This is a genomic window from Modestobacter sp. L9-4 (genome assembly GCF_019112525.1).
GTDB lineage: Bacteria > Actinomycetota > Actinomycetes > Mycobacteriales > Geodermatophilaceae > Modestobacter.
Genome location: NZ_CP077800.1, coordinates 4,051,001 through 4,070,658 on the forward strand (window position 1 = coordinate 4,051,001; position 19,658 = coordinate 4,070,658).

A 19,658-nucleotide genomic window follows, 5' to 3' on the forward strand; every position below is an offset into this window, starting at 1 on the left:
GAGATGCCGGTCGACGAGCTCATCGCGGCGCTGTCGGTCGACGTCCCGGACTTCCCCGAGCCCGGGGTGGTCTTCCGTGACCTGACCCCGGTGTTCGCCGACGCCGGGGCCTTCCGCCGGGTCGTCGACGCGCTGACCCGGCCCGCCGACGTCGATCCCCGGGTCGCCGCGCTCAGCGGTGCCGGCGGCGGTCCCGGGTTCGACGTCGTCGCCGGCGTGGAGGCCCGCGGTTTCCTGCTGGCCGCCGCCGTGGCGCTGGACGCCGGCACCGGCGTCGTCCCGGTGCGCAAGGCCGGCAAGCTGCCCCGCGAGGTCGTCTCCGCCGACTACGACCTGGAGTACGGCACCGCCACGCTGCAGCTGCACACCGACTCGATCCGGCCCGGCCAGCGGGTGATGGTCGTCGACGACGTGCTGGCCAGCGGCGGCACGCTGCAGGCGGCGGTCGCCCTCGTCGAGCGGCTCGGCGGTGTGGTCACGTCGGTGGCGGTGGTCGTCGAGCTGGCGGCCCTCGGCGGCCGGCAGCGGGTCGCCCCGCACCCGGTCCACGCGCTCTGGCGGACGTGACCGGCACCCCCGTGGGGTGAGCGCCCGGCAGGGGCCCGCCGGGCGCGGCTAGCATGGTGGGAACGATCCTCCTCAACAGTGCAGGAGCACCCGTGGCCTCAGACGTCGTCGTCCCGCAGACGTCGGACGCGCCCCCCGCGCCGGCGGCCGCGCCCCGGGTGACGCTGCCCGAGCGGCCCGCCGTCCGCCGTCCCGACGACGTCGCACCGGAGCCGGGCGGGGAGAACGAGACCGTCCCGCGCCGCCGCGTCCGTGACCGGCTGGCCCGCCGGATCGTCGCCGGTCAGCGCTCCACCGGCATCCGCCCGGTGCTCGAGCCGCTCGCCGCCCTGCACCGCGCCAGCCACCCCAAGGCCGACCTGGCCCTGCTGCAGCGCGCCTACGACGTCGCCGAGGAGGCGCACGCCGAGCAGAAGCGCAAGAGCGGTGACCCCTACATCACCCACCCGCTCGCGGTGGCCACCGTGCTGGCCGGGCTGGGCATGGACACCACGACGCTGGTCGCGGCGCTGCTGCACGACACCGTCGAGGACACCGGGACCACGCTGGAGTCGATCACCGCCGACTTCGGCCCCGAGGTCGCCCACCTCGTCGACGGCGTCACGAAGATCGACAAGGTCAAGTTCGGCGACGGCGCGCAGGCGGAGACGATCCGCAAGATGATCGTCGCGATGTCCCGCGACCCCCGGGTGCTGGTCATCAAGCTCGCCGACCGGCTGCACAACATGCGCACGCTGCGCTTCCTCCCGCCGGAGAAGCAGGAGAAGAAGGCCCGCGAGACGCTGGAGATCCTCGCGCCGCTGGCCCACCGGCTGGGCATGAACACGATCAAGTGGGAGCTCGAGGACCTCGCGTTCGCGACGCTGTACCCCAAGCGCTACGACGAGATCGTGCGGCTGGTCGCCGAGCGGGCGCCGTCCCGGGACACCTACCTGTCCGAGGTGACCTCCGCCGTCACCGAGCAGCTCAAGGCCGCCAAGATCGAGGCGACCGTCACCGGCCGGCCCAAGCACTACTACTCGATCTACCAGAAGATGATCGTGCGCGGCCGCGACTTCACCGACATCTGGGACCTGGTCGGCATCCGGATCCTGGTCGAGTCGGTGCGCGACGTGTACGCGGCACTCGGCATCATGCACGCCCACTGGCAGCCGGTACCCGGCCGCTTCAAGGACTTCGTGGCGATGCCGAAGTTCAACATGTACCAGTCGCTGCACACCACGGTGATCGGCCCGCAGGGCAAGCCGGTCGAGCTGCAGATCCGCACCTTCGAGATGCACCGCATCGCCGACTACGGCATCGCGGCGCACTGGAAGTACAAGGAGACCGCGCGCGGCGGCAAGACCGAGCCCGTGCCGACCCCCGGGTCCGCCGGCGACGACATGCTGTGGCTGCGCCAGCTGCTGGACTGGCAGCGCGAGGCCCAGGAGCCCGGTGAGTTCCTGGAGACCCTGCGCTACGACCTCGGTCCGCAGGAGGTCTTCGTCTTCACGCCCAAGGGCGACGTGATCAGCCTGCCGGGGGAGTCCACCCCGGTCGACTTCGCCTACGCGGTGCACACCGAGGTCGGGCACCGGTGCATCGGTGCCCGGGTCAACGGCAACCTGGTCTCCCTGGACAGCACGCTGTCCAACGGCGACGTCGTGGAGGTCTTCACCTCCCGCTCGCCCACGGCCGCCCCGTCCCGGGACTGGCTGGAGTTCGTCGGCAGCTCCCGCGCGCGCACCAAGATCCGCCAGTGGTTCACCAAGGAGCGCCGCGAGGACGCCGTCGAGGCGGGCAAGGACGCGCTCACCAAGGCGATGCGCAAGGCCGGCCTGCCGCTGCAGCGGCTGATGGGCGGGGAGTCGCTGGCCACCCTGGCCGCCGACCTGCACTACCCCGACATCAGCGCGCTGTACGCCGCGGTGGGGGAGAACCAGGTCTCGGCGCACTCGCTGGTGGAGAAGCTGCTCACCGCCCTGGGCGGCACCGAGGGCGCCACCGAGGACATCGCCGAGACCGCGATCCCGACCAAGCGCACGGTCGCCCGCACCTCCAGCGGCGACCCGGGCGTCGTCGTCCACGGCATGCACGACGTGTGGGCCAAGCTCGCCAAGTGCTGCACCCCGGTGCCCGGCGACGCGATCCTGGGGTTCGTCACCCGCGGGGGCGGCGTGAGCGTGCACCGCACCGACTGCACCAACGCCGCGGACCTGCAGCGCTCCCCGGAGCGGCTCGTCGAGGTCGACTGGGCGTCCTCGCCGGGGTCGGTCTTCCTCGTCGCCATCCAGGTCGAGGCCCTCGACCGGCACCGGCTGCTCTCCGACGTCACCAAGGCCCTCGCCGACGAGCGGGTCAACATCCTGTCCGCGTCGGTGCAGACCAGCCGGGACCGGGTGGCGATCAGCCGTTTCACCTTCGAGCTGGCCGACCCCGCGCACCTGGGTGCGGTGCTGCAGACGGTCCGCAACGTCGACGGCGTCTTCGACGTGGAGCGCGTCACTGCGTAGACGGCGATCTTCCGGATCGCACCGCGGCCAGGAGCCGTGCCCCTGCTGCGTTGAGCGGTGCTGTTCCCTCCTCGGGGAGGGGGCTCGTGCCTCGCCCCCTCCCGTCGTCGGGAGGGGGACGGGTCCTCCCTCGGGGGACCCTCCGGGCCCCCGCTCGGAAGGACGGCGCTGCGCGCCGTGGCGGCGTCAGGGGCGGGTGGCGACCACCGACCAGAGCGGATCACCGATGCCTGGTTCGGTGCGGAGTTCGACGGTCGGCTCGGTGAAGGCGCCGGTGCGGCGGACGAGTTCGGAGATGACGGCGCCGTGCTGGTCGTCGTCGGTGGCCAGCCAGCCGCGGACCGCCTTGGTGGGGAAGCAGCGGTTGGAGAAGGTGATCGCCAGGACCCCGCCGGGGCGCAGCACGCGGCCCACGTCGGCGAGCACCTCGATGGGGCGGGTCAGGTAGTCGATCGACACACAGCACACGGCGGCGTCGACGTCGGCGTCGGGCAGCGGGACCGTCGGGTCGGCGTTCAGGTCGTGGACCAGCCGCTGGGTGGCCGCCGGGTTGGCGTCGAGCTCCTCGGCGTTCATCCCGAGCACGACCAGCTCGGCCGGCGGGGTGCGGAAGTGCGACACCCACGACGACATCAGGTCCAGCGCGCGGGTGGGCCGGGGCGCGGACCCGTCGATGCCGAGGTCGGCGTACAGCGCACCGACCGCGGCGATGGCCGCGTCGTCGATGTGGGTGACCAGCCGGGGGCGGTCGTAGAACCGGGCGTCGGGGGAGTCATCGGTGCGGTCGAAGAAGCCCGGGGGGAAGCCCGCGTACGGGTCGGCGTCCATGACCCCAGTGTGCGGCCGCGGACGCAGCAGGGCCCGGCCTCCGTGTGGAGACCGGGCCCTGGACGGGTCGCGCTACTGCTGGACGGTCATCGTGGTGATCGAGACGGGCTCGGCCGGGGCACCGTCGGTGGCGCCGCCCTCGATGCCCTTGGCCGCGATCTGGTCGAGCACGCCCAGCCCGGCCTCGTCGATCGTGCCGACCACCGTGTAGTTCGGCGGCAGCTGGCTGTCGGCGTAGACCAGGAAGAACTGGCTGCCGTCGGTGCCCGCACCGGCGTTGGCCATGGCCAGCGTGCCGCGGCCGTAGGTCTCGTCGCCGGTGACCTGGGTCGGGTAGGAGTAGCCGGGGCCGCCGGTGCCCTGACCGGTCGGGTCGCCGCACTGCAGCACCTTCAGGCCCTCCGAGGAGGTCTCCCGGTGGCAGGGGGTGCCGTTGAAGAAACCGGTCGAGGCCAGGTGCACGAAGCTCGCCGAGGCGCACGGGGCCTTCGCCTGGTCCAGCGACAGCCCGATGTCACCGGCGCTGGTGGCCATGGTGAGCGTCGCGGTGCCGGTGCCCGGGACGTTCGCCGGCGGGGTGCCGGCGGCGGTGCCCGAGTCGTCGGGCGTGTAGGTGCAGGCGACGGTGCCGTCGGCGTTGGTGCTCGGCGCGGCGGCGCTCGTGGCCGCGGGCTCCGACGACGGGGCGGCCGAGGTGCTCGCCGGTGCGGCGGTCACGTCGTCGTCGCCCCCGGCGACGCTGGTGATGGCGAAGATCGCGCCGACGACGGCGAGGACCGCGATCACCGACAACCCGATGAGCAGGTTGCGGTGACGCTTGCGGGCGATCTGCGCCCGCCGCTCGAGCTGGCGCTGCAGTCGTCGCTGGGCGGCCTCGCGGCGCTGCTTGTTCGTCGGCACGTGTGTCGGGCTCCTCGGGCTGGCGCTCTCGGTCGGGCGGCCGCGACCACGGCGCCGCCCAGCGGTGTCGAGTGGGCAGTGTAGGTGGGCCGCCTGTCCGCTCCCTGGCAGCGCCACCTGCACGGATCGCGCCCGCGTAACCTGCACGGGTGCTCATCCGCTCCTTCCCCGCCGGCGCGTTCGGCACCAACTGCTACGCCATCGCCCCCGGTGTCGGGACCGAGTGCGTCGTGGTCGACCCGGGGATGGACGCGGTCGGGCCGCTGCAGGAGGTGCTGGCCGCCGACGGGCTGAAGCCGGTCGCCGTCGTGCTCACCCACGGGCACCTGGACCACACCTTCTCCGTGCTGCCCGTCTGCTCCGGCTACGACATCCCCGCCTACCTGCACCCCGCCGACTCGGGGATGCTCGCCGACCCGGCCGCCTGGCACGGCCCGCAGCTGGCACCGCTGATGCGCGGGCTCGCCCTGCCCGACCCCGAGGACGTCCTCCCGCTCGAGGACGGCGCAGTGCTGTCCCTGGCCGGCGTCGAGCTCACCGTGCGGCACGCCCCCGGGCACACCCGGGGCTCGGTGGTCTTCTCCCTGGACCTCGGCGAGACCCCGGGGCTGCTGGCCGGCGACGTGCTGTTCGCGGGCTCCGTGGGCCGGGTCGACCTGCCCGGCGGCTCCTGGAGCGACATGCTCGGCTCGCTGCGCGACGTGGTCCTGCCGCTGGAGGACGAGACCGTCGTCCTCCCCGGGCACGGGCCGGCCACCACGATCGGGCGCGAGCGCGCCACCAACCCGTACCTGGCGGAAGCCGCCGGGGCCCCGAGGGGCCGGGGCCTGTGACCGGGCCGCGCCCCCGAGCGAAGCGAGAGACCACACAGTGAGCACGTTCAGCGCGCCCAAGGGCACGTTCGACACCCTGCCGCCGGCCTCGGCGGAGTTCCTCGCCGTCCGCGACACCCTCGTCGCCCCGCTGAGGCGGGCCGGCTACGGCTACATCGAGACCCCGACGTTCGAGGACACCACCGTCTTCGCCCGCGGTGTGGGGGAGTCGACCGACGTCGTCTCCAAGGAGATGTACACGTTCACCGACCGCGGTGGCCGCTCGCTCACCCTGCGCCCGGAGCTCACCGCCGGGCTGATGCGCGCGTTCATCGAGCACCGGATGTACTCCGGGGCGCTGCCGGTGAAGCTGTGGAGCGTCGGGTCGGTCTTCCGCTACGAGCGCCCGCAGGCCGGCCGCTACCGGCACTTCACCCAGGTCGACGTCGAGGCGCTCGGCGTCGACGACCCGGCGCTGGACGCCGAGATGGTGGCGCTGGCCGCGCAGGGCTACCGCGACCTGGGCCTCACGGGCTTCGAGCTGCTGCTCACCTCGCTGGGCGACGAGACCTGCCGGCCGCAGTACCGCGACCTGCTGGTGGCCTTCCTCGAGAAGCTCGACCTGGACGAGGAGACCCGGCGGCGGGCCGAGCTCAACCCGCTGCGGGTGCTGGACGACAAGCGCCCCGAGGTGCAGGCCCAGCTCACCGACGCCCCGCTGATGGTCGACCACCTCTCGGACTCCACGAAGGCGCACTACGACGCGGTGCGGCAGCACCTCACCGACCTCGGGGTCACCTGGACCGAGGCGCCGCGGCTGGTGCGCGGGCTGGACTACTACACGAAGACGACGTTCGAGTTCGTCCACGACGGCCTCGGCGCGCAGTCCGCGATCGGCGGCGGCGGGCGCTACGACGGGCTGTCCGCAGCCCTCGGCGGCCCGGACCTGTCCGGCATCGGCTACGCCGTCGGCGTCGACCGCACCCTGCTCGCCATCCAGGCCGAGGGGCTCGACGTCGTCGCCTCCTCCGGCGTGCAGGCGTTCGTCGTGCCGCTGGGTGCGGAGGCCAAGCGCTTCGCCGTCCGGCTGGTCGGGCAGCTGCGCGCGGCCGGGGTCTCCGCCGACACCGTCTACGGCGACCGCGGCCTCAAGGGCGCGATGAAGGCGGCCGACCGCTCCGGTGCCACGCACGCGGTGGTCGTCGGTGACCGGGACCTGGCCGAGGGCGTGGCCCAGCTGCGCGACCTGCGCACCCACGAGCAGGTCGCCGTCCCCCTGGGTGAGCTGTTCGACCGCGTGCGTGCGACGGTGGAGGCGTGACAGTCACCGACGGCATCGCCGAGTCCTCGAACACCCCGCTGGAGACCCGGCCGCTCGGCCGCACCGGCGCCGACGTCTCCGTCGTCGGCCTGGGCACCTGGCAGCTGGGCGGCGACTGGGGCGACGTGTCCAGCGAGGACGCCGCCGCCGTGCTGGACGCCGCCCTCGACGCCGGGGTCACCCTGCTCGACACCGCCGACGTCTACGGCGACGGCAGGAGCGAGGAGCGGATCCGCCAGTCGCTGGCCGCCCGCGGCGAGCGCCCCTTCGTGGCCACCAAGGCCGGCCGCCGCGCCGACCCGTTCACCGCCGAGCAGTACACGGCCGAGAACCTGCGCGCCTGGATCGACCGCTCGCGCCGCAACCTGGGCGTCGAGACGCTGGACCTGGTGCAGCTGCACTGCCCGCCGCCGGCCGTGTACTCCGACGAGCGGGTCTACGACGCCCTCGACGCGCTGGTCGCCGAGCAGGCGATCGCGGCCTACGGCGTCTCCGTGGAGACCGTCGAGGAGGGGCTCACCGCGCTGCAGCACCCCGGCGTGCAGTCGATCCAGGTCATCCTGAACATCTTCCGGCGCAAGCCGCTGGAGCAGCTGCTGCCCGCCGCCGCGCGCGCCGAGGTCGGCATCCTCGCCCGGGTGCCGCTGGCCAGTGGCCTGCTCACCGGCAAGTACACCGTCGACACCACCTTCGGTGCCGACGACCACCGGAACTACAACCGCAACGGCGAGGCCTTCGACGTCGGCGAGACCTTCTCCGGTGTGCCCTTCGACGTCGGCGTCGCCGCCGCCCGTGAGGTCGCCGAGATCGCCGGCCCGGACGTCGAGACCGCCGCGTTCGCGCTGCGCTGGGTCATCGACCAGCCCGGCGTCACCGCCGTCATCCCCGGTGCCCGCAACGTGAAGCAGGCACTGGGCAACGTGGCCGCGGCCAACCTGCCCTCGCTGACCGACAGCCAGCTCGCCGACCTCGAGCGCGTGTACGACGAGCGCATCCGCGCCTCCGTGCACGACCGCTGGTGACACCCCCTCTCTGAAAGGCACTCCCTTGCTCCGCACCCACGACGCCGGCGCACTCCGCGCGACCGACGCCGGCACCACGGTCACCCTCGCCGGCTGGGTCGCCCGCCGGCGCGACCACGGCGGGGTCGTCTTCCTCGACCTCCGCGATGCCTCGGGCTACGCCCAGGTCGTCGTCCGCGAGGAGGAGGCGCACGCGCTGCGCAACGAGTACTGCGTGCTGGTGACGGGTCAGGTGCAGGCCCGCCCGGCCGGCAACGAGAACCCCGAGCTGCCCACCGGTGAGATCGAGGTCGTCGCCTCGACCCTGGAGGTGCTGTCGGCCTCGGCGCCGCTGCCCTTCCCGATCGAGACCGCGCAGGCCGCCGGTGACGACGTCCGCTACAAGTACCGCTACCTGGACCTGCGCCGTCAGGGCCCGGCGTCGGTGCTGCGGCTGCGCAGCGAGATCAACCGGATCGCCCGCACCGTCATGGCCGAGAAGGGCTTCGTCGAGGTCGAGACCCCGTCGCTGACCCGCTCCACCCCCGAGGGCGCCCGCGACTTCGTCGTCCCGGTGCGGCTGCAGCCGGGGCACTGGTACGCCCTGCCGCAGTCGCCGCAGTTGTTCAAGCAGCTGCTGATGATCGGTGGCCTGGAGCGGTACTACCAGATCGCCCGCGCCTTCCGGGACGAGGACTTCCGCGCCGACCGGCAGCCGGAGTTCACCCAGCTGGACTTCGAGATGAGCTTCGTCGACCGGGACGACGTCCTGGCCGTCGCCGAGGACGTCATCCGTGCGCTGTGGGCCCAGCTGGCCTCCTACGAGCTGCCCGCCATCCCGCGGATGACCTACCGCGAGGCGATGGACCGCTTCGGCTCCGACAAGCCCGACCTGCGCTTCGGCATCGAGCTCACCGAGCTGACGTCCTACTTCGCCGACACCCCGTTCCGGGTGTTCCAGGCGCCCTACGTCGGCGCGATCGTGATGCCCGGCGGCGGCACGCAGCCGCGGCGGGCCTTCGACGCCTGGCAGGACTGGGCCCGTTCGCGCGGCGCCAAGGGCTTGGCCTACGTCACCATCGCCGAGGACGGCACCCTCGGTGGCCCGGTCTCGAAGAACATCTCCGAGGCCGAGCGCGCCGGGCTGGTCGAGGCCGTGGGCGCGAAGCCCGGTGACTGCGTCTTCTTCGCCGCCGGTGCCCGCCGCGGCGCGCAGGAGCTGCTGGGCGCCGCGCGCAACGAGGTGGCCAAGCGACTCGAGCTCATCGAGCCGGGCTCCTGGTCGTTCCTGTTCGTCGTCGACTTCCCGATGTTCGAGGAGACCGAGGACGGCGACTGGACGTTCATGCACCACCCGTTCACCTCGCCCACGCCGGAGTTCCGCGACTCGTTCGAGGCCGACAAGGGCGCGGCGCTGTCCGACGCCTACGACCTGGTCTGCAACGGCAACGAGCTGATGAGCGGTTCGGTCCGCATCGCCGACGCGACGCTGCAGGAGCGGGTGTTCGAGGCGATCGGGATGTCGACGGAGGAGGCCCGCGAGCGCTTCGGCTTCTTCCTCGAGGCCTTCGACTACGGCCCGCCGCCGCACGCCGGTGCCGCCATCGGCTGGGACCGGCTCACCGCGCTGCTGGCCGGCGTCGACTCCATCCGCGAGGTCATCGCCTTCCCGAAGACCGGTGCCGGCTACGACCCGCTCACGGGTGCCCCGACGCCGATCTCGGAGGCCCAGCGCACCGAGGCCGGCATCGACTTCGTCGCCGAGGCCGAGCCGGAGTCCGACCCCGCCGTCTGAGCCCTGCGTCGCCCGAGTGGGCAGTTGCTGTCGCCGTCCGCGGCGTGTCCGACCGTGTCGGCTGCAGCAACTGCCCACTCGGCGTCTCACCACCGGGCGCCCCGGCTCCACAGCGCTCCGGCCAGGCGGTCGAGGACGACGGCGCGCTGCCGCAGGTGCCGATCGGCGAAGCGCAGCACCAGCCAACCGTCCGCGGCCATCAGCGAGTACCGGTCGACGTCCCGGCCGAACTGCTCCCGCTCGGCGTGCTGCCGGCCCTCGTACTCGACCAGCACCTTCCAGCGGCGGTACCCCAGGTCGCCGTGAGCCACCTCGCGCCCCCGGCGGTCGAGCACGGGCACCTGCGGCTCCGGATCGGGGATCGGGCTGTCGATGACCCACCAGCGGAGGAGGCTCTCCGGCCGGGACGCCGCTCGTGGGTCCAGTGCCGGTGCGCACCGGCGGGCACGCACGATCCCACGCGGCGAGGAGGCGGCGAGCTGGGCGTCCAGCTGCTCGGCGTCCAGGTGGCCGGCCCGGTACAGGGCGTCACCGACGGCGACCAGCTCGTCCTCGGGCAGCGTGGCCGCCAGATCGAGCCAGGTCCGCGGGCCGCTGGTCAGCCGCAGCCCGCCCCGGTCGACCACGTCACCGGGTCCAAGCTCGCTCACGTGGCCGCGCAGCCGCTGTCGCCGCGGGCGGTGACTGTCCGGTGGCACGGTCACGTGCACCGGCCAGCCGTGGGGGAGTGGGGCCCCCAGCAGCGCGGCGGCCGTGCCGTGGCTGAACGCGGCACCCGCTGGGAGCAGCGGGGCGAGTGAGCGTGCGGCGGCGTCGAGTGAGAGCGGCACGGCGCGGGAGACGTACGCGCCCCGGCTGACCCGCACGCCGTCGTCCCGGAGCTGTGCCCGCGTGAGTCCCGCTGCCCGCGCAGCGTGGACCGTGTAACTGGGCGTGAGTCTCCCGTCGACCATCCGCCGACGATCGCTCGCTGCTGACCTGCAGCGGAACCGCAGCCCTCGATCTGTGGATGAGCGTTCCCGCTGTGCATGCCACGGGCCGAGTGGGCGGTTGCAGTCACTGTAACGAGCGTGTCGGCGCGTGTCGGCGACCGCAACTGCCCACTCGGCGGGCGGGGAGGTCAGGCGGCGTTCAGGCGGGCGAGGTGCTCGGCCGACAGCTGCATGTCGGCTCCCTGAGCGCTGTCCTGGATGGACGTGGGGCGGCTGGCGCCGGGGATGGGCAGGACGACGTCGGCCTGGGCGAGGTGCCAGGCGATGGTCACCTGGTGCGCCGAGACGCCCAGCTCGTCGGCGACGGCACCGAACTCGGCGGCGGTCGAGCCCAGCGTCTTGGCCGCGGTGATGCCGCCGAACGGGCTCCACGGCAGGAACGCCAGCCCGACCGCGGCGCAGTGCGCGAGCTCGTCGGCCGAGGACCGCCACCCCGGCGAGAACTGGTTCTGCACGCTCACCAGCGCGTCACCCACGATCGCCCGGGCGGAGTCGATCTGGCCGATGTCGGCGTTGGAGATGCCGGCCATCCGCACCAGCCCGGCGTCCACCAGCTCGCGCAGTGCGCCCATCGTGTCCTCCCACGGCACGGTGGGGTCCGGGCGGTGGTACTGGTAGAGCCCGATCTGCTCGACCCCGAGCCGCTCCAGCGAGGCCTCACAGGCGCGGCGCAGGTAGGCCGGCGACCCGTCGATGGCCCAGTCGCTGCCACGCCGGGTGTGCCCGCCCTTGGTGGCCACGAGGACGTCGTCGGTGGACGAGCCGTAGGAGGCCAGCGCCCGGGCGATGAGCTCCTCGTTGTGGCCGAAGTCCCGCTCGTCGAGGGCGTAGGCGTCCGCGGTGTCGATCAGGGTCACCCCGGCGTCGAGGGCGGCGTGCACCACGGCCTCGGCGTCGGTGGGGGAGGGGCGGTCGCCGGAGATCGACAGCGGCATGCCGCCGAGGCCGACCGCGCCGAGGGAGACGGTGCCGACGGTGGCGTTGCCGATCGTGCGCTGCTGCATGGGGAGGGCCTTCCCGATCGCGGAGTGGTCGAGACCGTCGTGCCCCGCGGGTAGCTTCGCAACCGTGACCGCAGGGGACGCCGGGCTGTTCGGCGAAGGGCTCTTCGCCGACGCCGAGGACGACCCCGCCGCCGCACCGGTCGACTGGGGTGCCCCGCTGGCGGTCCGGATGCGGCCCCGGTCGCTGGACGAGGTGGTCGGCCAGACCCACCTGCTCGGTCCGCGTGCCCCGCTGCGCCGGCTGGTGGAGGCCGACGAGCCGATGTCGCTGGTGCTCTACGGCCCGCCCGGCACCGGCAAGACCACGCTGGCGCACGTCATCTCGCTGGCCACCAAGCGCTCCTTCGTGCAGCTCTCGGCGCTGGACGCCGGGGTCAAGGAGGTCCGCGCGGTCATCGCCACCGCCAAGCGCGAGCTGACCCACGCCGGCCGGCGCACGGTGCTGTTCATCGACGAGGTCCACCGGTTCTCCAAGACCCAGCAGGACTCGCTGCTCTCCGCCGTCGAGGACCGGATCGTCAGCCTGATCGCCGCGACGACGGAGAACCCGTTCTTCTCCGTGGTCAGCCCGCTGCTGTCCCGCAGCCTGGTGCTCGCCCTGCAGCCGCTCTCCGACGACGACGTCCGGGCCGTGCTGCACCGGGCGCTGACCAGCGACCGCGGCCTGGACGGTGCGGTGACCCTGACCGAGGAGGCCGAGGAGCACCTGCTCCGGGTGGCCGGGGGCGATGCCCGCAAGGCGCTGACCGCGCTGGAGTCCGGTGCCGGCGCGGCCCGGGCCAGCGGCAGCACGGTGCTGGACCTGGCCACCCTGGAGACCGCGGTCGCCCAGGCCGCGGTGCGCTACGACCGCTCCGGTGACCAGCACTACGACATCGCCAGCGCGCTGATCAAGAGCATCCGCGGCAGCGACGTCGACGCCGCCCTGCACTACCTCGCCCGGATGGTCGAGGCGGGGGAGGACCCGCGCTTCATCGCCCGCCGGCTGGTCATCTCGGCGAGCGAGGACATCGGCATGGCCGACCCCACGGCCCTGGTCACCGCGGTGGCCGCCGCCGACGCGGTCGCCTTCATCGGCATGCCCGAGGGCCACTTCCCGCTCGCCCAGGCCGTCGTCCACCTGGCCACCGCGCCGAAGTCCAACGCGATCACCGTGGGCATCGGCGAGTCCGTCGCCGACGTCCGCGCCGGGCTCGCCGGGCCCGTGCCGGCCGGGCTGCGCGACGCCCACTACGCCGGGGCGAAGAAGCTGGGCCACGGGGCGACCTACGTCTACCCGCACTCCCACCCCGACGGTGTGGTGCCCCAGCAGTACCCGCCGGACGCCCTGGTGGGGCGCGACTACTACCGGCCCACCGGCCGGGGCGTGGAGGCCCAGATCGGCGCCCGGCTGGCCAAGCTGCGGGCGATCGTCCGCCGCCGCTGACCGCCGTCCCCAGCAGCGGCGGTCGGCCGGGACGTCGGCGGCTAGTGTTGCGCGACCGGTGGACACCCGCCGGGGCCGTGCACGAGACGACGAAGGGGACCCTCGAGTGTCCGCAGGAGAGATCGCTGGGCTGATCGCAGCCATCGCCCTGGTGCTGCTGGTCGTCCTGGTGGCGGTGCCGCTGCTCAAGCTCGGGCGCACGCTGGACGAGACCACGCTGACCATCCGCCAGGTCCGGGAGCAGAGCCAGCCCATCCTCAGCCAGGCGTCGACGACGGTCACCCACGTCAACGCCAACCTCGAGCGCGTGGACGACATCACCGGCAACGCCGCCAACGTGTCCTCCAACGTGGCCGCGCTGACGTCGGTCTTCGCCGCCACCCTGGGCAGCCCGCTGATCAAGGTCGCCGCCTTCAGCTACGGCGTGCGCACCGCGGCGAAGAAGAAGCGCGAGGGTGCCGCCCTGGCCACCGCCCAGCGGTCGGCCAAGGACGAGCGCCGCGCCCGTCGTGAGTCGCGGCGGGCCGCCTGATGCGCCGGCTGTTCTGGCTCGCCATGGGCATCACCATCGGCGCCCTCGTCGTCCGCAAGCTGTCCCGGACGGCGGAGAAGCTGACCCCGGCCGGCATCGGCGCCTCGCTGGCTGAGGGCCTGCGTGAGCTGGCCGACGCGATCGGCGACTTCGGCGCCGATGTCCGGGCCGCTGCCGCGATGCGGGAGGACGAGCTGCGCTCGGGCACCGGCCTGGACGCCCCGCTGCCCGACCGCGGCGCGCTGCCCGACGCGCTGCCCCGCCGCGGCGCGCACGCCGCGGACAGCTGAGCCCCTCCATCCCACCCCGCGGCCCGGCCCCGACCGGGCCGGGCCGCGCTCGCAGGAGACCTCCCCATGCAGACCGCTGAGATCCGCCGCCGCTTCCTGGCGCACTTCGAGCAGCGCGGGCACACCGTCGTCCCCAGCGCCTCGCTGGTGTCCCCGGACCCCTCGCTGCTGTTCACCGTCGCCGGGATGGTGCCCTTCATCCCGTACCTGACCGGCCGGGAGCCCGCGCCCTACCCGCGGGCCACCAGCGTGCAGAAGTGCGTGCGCACCCTCGACATCGAGGAGGTGGGCAAGACCACCCGGCACGGCACGTTCTTCCAGATGAACGGCAACTTCTCCTTCGGCGACTACTTCAAGGCCGAGGCGATCGCCTTCGCCTGGGACCTGGTCACCGGTCCCGTCGCCGACGGCGGGCTGGGGCTGGATGCCGACCGGATCTGGCCGACGGTCTACCTCGACGACGACGAGGCCTTCGACGCCTGGCGGGCCTACGTCCCGGCCGAGCGGATCCAGCGCCGCGGCAAGGACGACAACTACTGGGACACCGGCGCGGCCGGCCCGGCGGGCCCCTGCTCGGAGATCCACTACGACCGCGGCCCGGCCTACGGCCCGGACGGCGGTCCCGCGGTCGACCCCACCGGCGACCGGTTCCTGGAGATCTGGAACCTCGTCTTCATGCAGTACGAGCGGGGACCGGGGGAGGGCAAGGAGTACCCGATCCTCGGCGAGCTGCCGAAGAAGAACATCGACACCGGCATGGGCCTGGAGCGGGTCGCCTTCCTGCTGCAGGGCGTCGACAACATGTACGAGATCGACCAGGTCGCCCCGGTGCTGCACAGGGCCGCGGACCTCGCCGGTGTCCGCTACGGCGCCGACCACGAGACCGACGTCCGGCTGCGCGTGGTCGCCGACCACGTGCGCAGCGGGCTGATGCTCATCGGCGACGGCGTCACCCCCGGCAACGAGGGCCGCGGCTACATCCTGCGCCGGCTGCTGCGCCGCGCGGTGCGGTCGATGAAGCTGCTCGGCGTCGACGAGCCCACCCTGCCCGAGCTGCTGCCGGTGTCCCGGGACGCGATGGGCGGCAGCTACCCCGAGCTCGTCACCGACTTCGCCCGCATCTCGGGCACCGCGTACGCCGAGGAGGAGGCGTTCCGGCGCACCCTCGTCGCCGGGACGACGCTGTTCGACACCGCGGTGAGCACGGCCAAGAAGGCGGGCACCCCGGCGCTGTCGGGCGAGCAGGCGTTCTCGCTGCACGACACCTACGGCTTCCCGATCGACGTGACCCTGGAGATGGCCGCCGAGCAGGGCGTCACCGTCGACGAGGCCGGCTTCCGGGCCCTCATGAAGGAGCAGCGCGACCGCGCCCGCGCCGACGCCCGGGCCAAGCGCACCGGCTCGGTCGACGTGCTGGCCTACCGCCGGCTGCTGGCCGAGTTCGGGCCCACCGACTGGCGGGCCTACGACACCCTGCACACGCAGTCGCGGGTGCTGGGTGTGGTCACCGAGTCCGAGGACGCCCTGCACGAGGGCCAGCCGGTCGTCGGCCCCGGCGGCGTCACCCGGGTCGTGCTGGACCGCACGCCGTTCTACGCCGAGTCCGGTGGCCAGGTCGCCGACGCCGGCGAGCTGACCTGGGACGGCGGCCGCGCCGAGGTGATCGACGTCCAGCGCCCGGTCAAGGGCCTCGTCGCCCACCAGGTGCGGGTGCTCGAGGGGGAGCTGCGCGCCGGCACCGAGCTGCACGCCCAGGTCGACCGGGAGTGGCGGCTGTCGGCCTGCCAGGCGCACTCGGGCACGCACGTGCTGCACGCCGCGCTGCGCCAGGTGCTCGGCCCGCAGGCCCTGCAGTCCGGGTCCTACAACCGCCCTGGGTACCTGCGGCTGGACTTCGCCTGGCAGGGCGCGCTCTCGCCGCAGCAGCGGCTGGACATCGAGGACGTCGCCAACGCCGCCGTCCGCGCCGACCACGGTGTCCGCGCGCTGTACATGACGCTGCCCGAGGCCCGCGAGTTCGGCGCGATCGCGCTGTTCGGGGAGACCTACGGCGAGCAGGTGCGCGTGGTGGAGATCGGCGGCGAGTGGTCCCGCGAGCTGTGCGGTGGCACCCACGTGCGCGGCAGCTCCCAGATCGGCACCCTCGCGCTGACCGCGGAGAGCTCGGTGGGCTCCGGCGCCCGACGGGTCGAGGCCGCCGTGGGCCTGGAGGGCTTCCGCTACCTGGCCCGCGAGCGCGACCTGGTCCGCCAGCTCGCCGACCTGCTCAAGACCCCGCAGGACGGCGTCCTGGACCGGGTCAGCGGCATGCTCGGCCGGCTCCGCGACGCCGACCGCGAGCTCGCCGACCTGCGCGGCAAGCAGACCCTGGCCGCGGCCGGTGACCTCGCCGCCTCGGCCAGGGACATCGCCGGGGTCTCGGTCGTCACCGCCTCCCCGGCGGGGCTGTCCGGTGGCGACCTGCGCGGCCTGGCGCTCGACGTCCGCGGCCGGCTCGGCGAGCAGCCCGCCGCGGTGGTGCTGGCGTCGGAGGCCGACGGCAAGGTGTCCCTCATCGCCACGGTCAACCCCGCGGCGCAGCAGCGCGGCCTGTCGGCCAACGACCTGCTGAAGGCCGCCTCCCCGGCGGTCGGCGGACGGGGCGGCGGCAAGGCGGACGTCGCCCAGGGCGGCGGCACCCAGCCCGAGGGCATCCCCGCCGCCCTCGCGGCGGTCGAGCAGACGATCGGAGCGACCACGGCGTGAGCGACACCGACGGCACGGACACCGGACCGGTGGAGGAGCGGACCAGGAGGTCCGGGCGGCCACCGGTGCCCGCGCCCGTGCCGTCGGAGCAGGCGGACGGGCAGCACCGCACGGAGCGGGTGCCCTTCCCGCTGCCCCCGCTGCACGGCGACCAGCAGCCCGGGGAACGCCCCGCAGCGCCGCGCACCGAGCAGCTGCCCGCCCAGCCCGCACCCGGTGCGCCCGGGCGGCAGCCCGCGGCGGCACCGGAGACCGGGCAGCTCCAGCTCGGCGGGTACCCGCCCCGGGTGCCCGGCGCGTCCCGCCCCCGACCGGCCACCGACGACCCGGCCCCCGACGGACCCGTCGAGGACGACGGCGATGGCCGCTGAGCAACGACCCGACGGGGACGCCGCCCCCGCCTGGGTGCCGGGCCGCCGGCTGGGTGTGGACGTGGGCACCGTGCGGGTGGGAGTGGCCGTCTCCGACGCCACCGGCATGCTCGCCAGCCCGCTGGTGACGCTCCGGCGTGCCAAGGACCAGAGCGACCTGGACCGCCTCGCTGAGCTGGTTGTGACAGAAGAGGTGGTCGAGGTGGTGGTGGGACTGCCGAAGCACCTGTCCGGTGCGTCGGGCGCCTCGGCAAGAGATGCCAGTGCCTACGCTGAAGACCTGGCCAGTCGCATCGGGAACGTCCCGGTGCACCTCGTCGATGAGAGGCTCTCCACCGTGACCGCTGCGAGTCATCTGCGCGCCGGGGGCATCCGTGCCCGCGACCAGCGCTCGGTGATCGACCAGGCGGCAGCGGTGGTCATCCTGCAGAGCCATCTCGACGGGCGACGACGTACTGGCCCCGACGCTTGGGGGCGCCACTCGTGACGGACCCGACCCGGCCGCGCAGTCGCGGTCGCCACTCCTCCGGCGACGCCGAGCTCGACGGCGGCCGGTCCGCAGCCGAGCTGCTGGCCACCTGGAACGGCGCCTCGACCGCGCAGCTGACCGACGAGCCGACCGGTGACCGCCGCCGGCGCCGCGCCCCGGACACCGAGGGCACCGGCGTGCAGCTGCTGGCCGGTCGGTCGGCCGTCGACGTTGCCGACGTCGAGATCACCGGGCTGGACGCCACGGGCATGGCCGACATCGGCCTCGCCGCGGCCGGCCTGGACGTGAGCTCCTTCGGCATCGGGCGACCCGGTGCCGAGCGGCGCCCGCTGCCCCCGGCCCCGAAGCCGGCCCACACCTCCGTCGGCTTCCTCCGGTCCGGTGCGCCCCGCACCACCGAGATGTCGGTCGCCGCGCCCGCCGTGCCCTCCGTCGGCGACCCGACCGGCGCCGTGCCGCTCGGTGGTCGCCGGATCGTGCCCGCCCCCCGGCCGGCCACCGGCCGCAGCACCGCGGTCCGGTCCGTCCAGGGCGACACCGACGCCGGCTGGACCACCGCCCGCGGCGCGGCCGCGCCCGCCGCGCAGCCGGCCGTGGCGGGGGCGGCCTCGCTGGCCGCCCTCTTCGCCGACCCCGACCCGGAGGCCGCGCGCCCCCGCCAGCGGTTCGACGACCTCGCCACCCAGGCGCACCCGGTGGCCGGCGACCTGCGCGCCGCCGACCCGTACGCCGACCACGTGGACGAGCACGACCCGCACGACGACTGGTCGCCGGTCGAGTACCGCCGGCAGGGCACCGAAGGCGGGCACGACGACCACCCGGCCGACGACCACGACCACGAGCACGAGCACGAGCACGAGCACGACCACGGTCACGACGAGGCCCCGTCGCGGGTCTTCGACGAGACCGGTGGCCTGGAGGTCATCGCCGGGGACGACCACCACGACGACCACCACTACGACGACGACCACCACGACGACGGCTCCTCCGGGGGCCGCGGCGGTGGCCGGGGCCGGCGTGGCGGGGGCGGCTCGGGCCGTCCGCGGCGCCGTCGCCGTGGTCCGGTGATCGTCGTGCTCGCGCTGCTCGTGCTGGCCGGGCTCGTGGTCGGCGCCGTCGTCGGTGGCCGCACGCTGTTCAACTCGCTGAACCCGATGGCCGAGGACTACCCCGGCACCGGCACCGGCACCGTCGAGGTCCGGGTCAACGACGGGGACTCGCTGCGGGCGATCGGCTCCACGCTGGTCACCGCCGACGTCATCGCCTCCGTCGGCCCGTTCGAGGACGCCGCGGCCGCCAACCCCGCCGCCGCCGGCATCCAGCCCGGCGTCTACACCCTGCGCTCACAGATGTCCGGCCGGGCCGCGCTGGACCTGCTGCTGGACCCGGCGTCCCGGATGGTGAGCCGGGTGACCGTCCCCGAGGGGCTGACCGCGACCGCCGTCCTCCAGCGGCTGGCCGACGGCAGCAAGATCCCGCTCGCGGACTTCCAGGCCGCGGCCGCCGACCCCGCGGCGCTGGGCCTGCCCGGCTACGCCAACGGCCTGCTCGAGGGCTTCCTCTTCCCGGCCACCTACGACATCGAGCCCGGCGACACCGCGGTCGAGGTGCTCAGCCAGATGGTGGCCCGCACCGACGAGGTGCTCACCTCCCTCGACGTCCCCGAGGACCAGCGGCTGTCGGTGCTCACCGAGGCCAGCATCGTGCAGGCCGAGGCCGGGTCGGTCGAGGACATGGGCAAGGTCGCCCGGGTCCTGGACAACCGCATCGCCCAGGGCATGCGCCTGCAGCTGGACACCACGGTCAACTACGCCAACGGCAAGAGCGGCGTCACCACGACCGCGGAGGACCGGGCCAACCCCTCGCCGTACAACACCTACGCCAACGACGGCCTGCCCCCGGGTGCGATCAGCAACCCCGGCGAGGAGGCCATCAAGGCGACGCTGGACCCGACGCCGGGCGACTGGCTGTTCTTCGTGGTGACCAACCCCGACACCGGGGAGACCCGGTTCGCCGCCACCAAGGAGGAGCACGACGCCAACGTGCTGCTGTTCCAGCAGTGGCTGCGGGACAACCCGGGCAACTGAGGTCT

17 protein-coding genes are annotated in these 19,658 nt (G+C 73.9%); 13 read left to right on the top strand and 4 right to left on the bottom strand.

Features of this window, described 5'->3' with window-relative positions:
• The first annotated feature begins 3 nt into the window (after positions 1-3).
• A complete protein-coding gene (locus KUM42_RS19225) occupies positions 4-567 on the top strand; it encodes an adenine phosphoribosyltransferase (protein WP_304610774.1) in 564 nt (187 codons plus the stop codon).
• 92 nt (positions 568-659) lie between these two features.
• The gene (locus KUM42_RS19230) at positions 660-3,059 is read left to right on the top strand and encodes a bifunctional (p)ppGpp synthetase/guanosine-3',5'-bis(diphosphate) 3'-pyrophosphohydrolase (protein WP_304610718.1); all 2,400 of its coding nucleotides are present in this window, start codon (positions 660-662) and stop codon (positions 3,057-3,059) included.
• A 186-nt stretch (positions 3,060-3,245) separates the two neighbouring features.
• Here the strand turns inward: KUM42_RS19230 and KUM42_RS19235 are convergent, their stop codons facing one another.
• Both KUM42_RS19235 and KUM42_RS19240 read right to left on the bottom strand, forming a co-directional pair.
• Entirely contained in the window at positions 3,246-3,887 is a 642-nt protein-coding gene (locus KUM42_RS19235) for a methyltransferase domain-containing protein (RefSeq protein WP_237494118.1), read from the bottom strand.
• Between the two features lie 72 nt (positions 3,888-3,959).
• Positions 3,960-4,787, bottom strand: coding sequence for a peptidylprolyl isomerase (locus KUM42_RS19240; RefSeq protein ID WP_237494119.1), 828 nt, complete (start codon positions 4,785-4,787; stop codon positions 3,960-3,962).
• 149 nt (positions 4,788-4,936) lie between these two features.
• Here KUM42_RS19240 and KUM42_RS19245 point away from each other — a divergent pair, with 149 nt between their 5' ends.
• Genes KUM42_RS19245 through aspS form a run of 4 tightly spaced genes read left to right on the top strand, consistent with a single transcriptional unit; the run spans position 4,937 to position 9,716 of the window.
• Positions 4,937-5,620 carry an MBL fold metallo-hydrolase gene (locus KUM42_RS19245; protein WP_237494120.1) on the top strand — a complete coding sequence of 228 codons (684 nt, stop codon included), beginning with the start codon at positions 4,937-4,939 and terminating at the stop codon, positions 5,618-5,620.
• A 37-nt stretch (positions 5,621-5,657) separates the two neighbouring features.
• Complete coding sequence (gene hisS, locus KUM42_RS19250; protein WP_237494121.1) at positions 5,658-6,920, top strand: histidine--tRNA ligase; 1,263 nt, start codon at positions 5,658-5,660, stop codon at positions 6,918-6,920.
• The gene (locus KUM42_RS19255; protein ID WP_237494122.1) at positions 6,917-7,942 is read left to right on the top strand and encodes an aldo/keto reductase; all 1,026 of its coding nucleotides are present in this window, start codon (positions 6,917-6,919) and stop codon (positions 7,940-7,942) included. The genes hisS and KUM42_RS19255 overlap by 4 nt, the downstream gene beginning before the upstream one ends.
• 25 nt (positions 7,943-7,967) lie before the next feature.
• A complete protein-coding gene (gene aspS, locus KUM42_RS19260) occupies positions 7,968-9,716 on the top strand; it encodes an aspartate--tRNA ligase (RefSeq protein WP_237494123.1) in 1,749 nt (582 codons plus the stop codon).
• Positions 9,717-9,802: 86 nt separating this feature from the next.
• Here aspS and KUM42_RS19265 read toward each other — a convergent pair whose 3' ends face one another.
• Together KUM42_RS19265 and KUM42_RS19270 are read right to left on the bottom strand one after the other, a co-directional pair.
• Positions 9,803-10,366 carry a DUF559 domain-containing protein gene (locus KUM42_RS19265; RefSeq protein ID WP_237494124.1) on the bottom strand — a complete coding sequence of 188 codons (564 nt, stop codon included), beginning with the start codon at positions 10,364-10,366 and terminating at the stop codon, positions 9,803-9,805.
• A gap of 470 nt (positions 10,367-10,836) precedes the next feature.
• Positions 10,837-11,712 carry an aldo/keto reductase gene (locus KUM42_RS19270; RefSeq protein ID WP_237494125.1) on the bottom strand — a complete coding sequence of 292 codons (876 nt, stop codon included), beginning with the start codon at positions 11,710-11,712 and terminating at the stop codon, positions 10,837-10,839.
• A 64-nt stretch (positions 11,713-11,776) separates the two neighbouring features.
• Between KUM42_RS19270 and KUM42_RS19275 the strand changes: the two genes are divergently transcribed.
• From KUM42_RS19275 to mltG, 7 genes are all read left to right on the top strand, one after another.
• On the top strand, positions 11,777-13,138 hold the full coding sequence (locus KUM42_RS19275) for a replication-associated recombination protein A (RefSeq protein WP_237494126.1): 1,362 nt from the start codon (positions 11,777-11,779) through the stop codon (positions 13,136-13,138).
• A gap of 106 nt (positions 13,139-13,244) precedes the next feature.
• Positions 13,245-13,670: a DUF948 domain-containing protein gene (locus KUM42_RS19280; protein ID WP_237494127.1), complete on the top strand. Its 426-nt coding sequence runs from the start codon at positions 13,245-13,247 to the stop codon at positions 13,668-13,670.
• Positions 13,670-13,960, top strand: a complete 291-nt coding sequence (locus tag KUM42_RS19285; protein ID WP_237494128.1) for a hypothetical protein — start codon at positions 13,670-13,672, stop codon at positions 13,958-13,960. Before KUM42_RS19280 ends, KUM42_RS19285 begins: the two co-directional genes overlap by 1 nt.
• A gap of 66 nt (positions 13,961-14,026) precedes the next feature.
• Positions 14,027-16,705 carry an alanine--tRNA ligase gene (gene alaS, locus KUM42_RS19290; protein WP_237494129.1) on the top strand — a complete coding sequence of 893 codons (2,679 nt, stop codon included), beginning with the start codon at positions 14,027-14,029 and terminating at the stop codon, positions 16,703-16,705.
• A complete protein-coding gene (locus KUM42_RS19295) occupies positions 16,702-17,076 on the top strand; it encodes a hypothetical protein (RefSeq protein WP_237494130.1) in 375 nt (124 codons plus the stop codon). The genes alaS and KUM42_RS19295 overlap by 4 nt, the downstream gene beginning before the upstream one ends.
• Positions 17,066-17,563 carry a Holliday junction resolvase RuvX gene (gene ruvX / locus KUM42_RS19300; protein ID WP_237494131.1) on the top strand — a complete coding sequence of 166 codons (498 nt, stop codon included), beginning with the start codon at positions 17,066-17,068 and terminating at the stop codon, positions 17,561-17,563. The genes KUM42_RS19295 and ruvX overlap by 11 nt, the downstream gene beginning before the upstream one ends.
• The gene (gene mltG, locus KUM42_RS19305) at positions 17,560-19,653 is read left to right on the top strand and encodes an endolytic transglycosylase MltG (RefSeq protein ID WP_237494132.1); all 2,094 of its coding nucleotides are present in this window, start codon (positions 17,560-17,562) and stop codon (positions 19,651-19,653) included. Before ruvX ends, mltG begins: the two co-directional genes overlap by 4 nt.
• Positions 19,654-19,658: the final 5 nt, after the last annotated feature.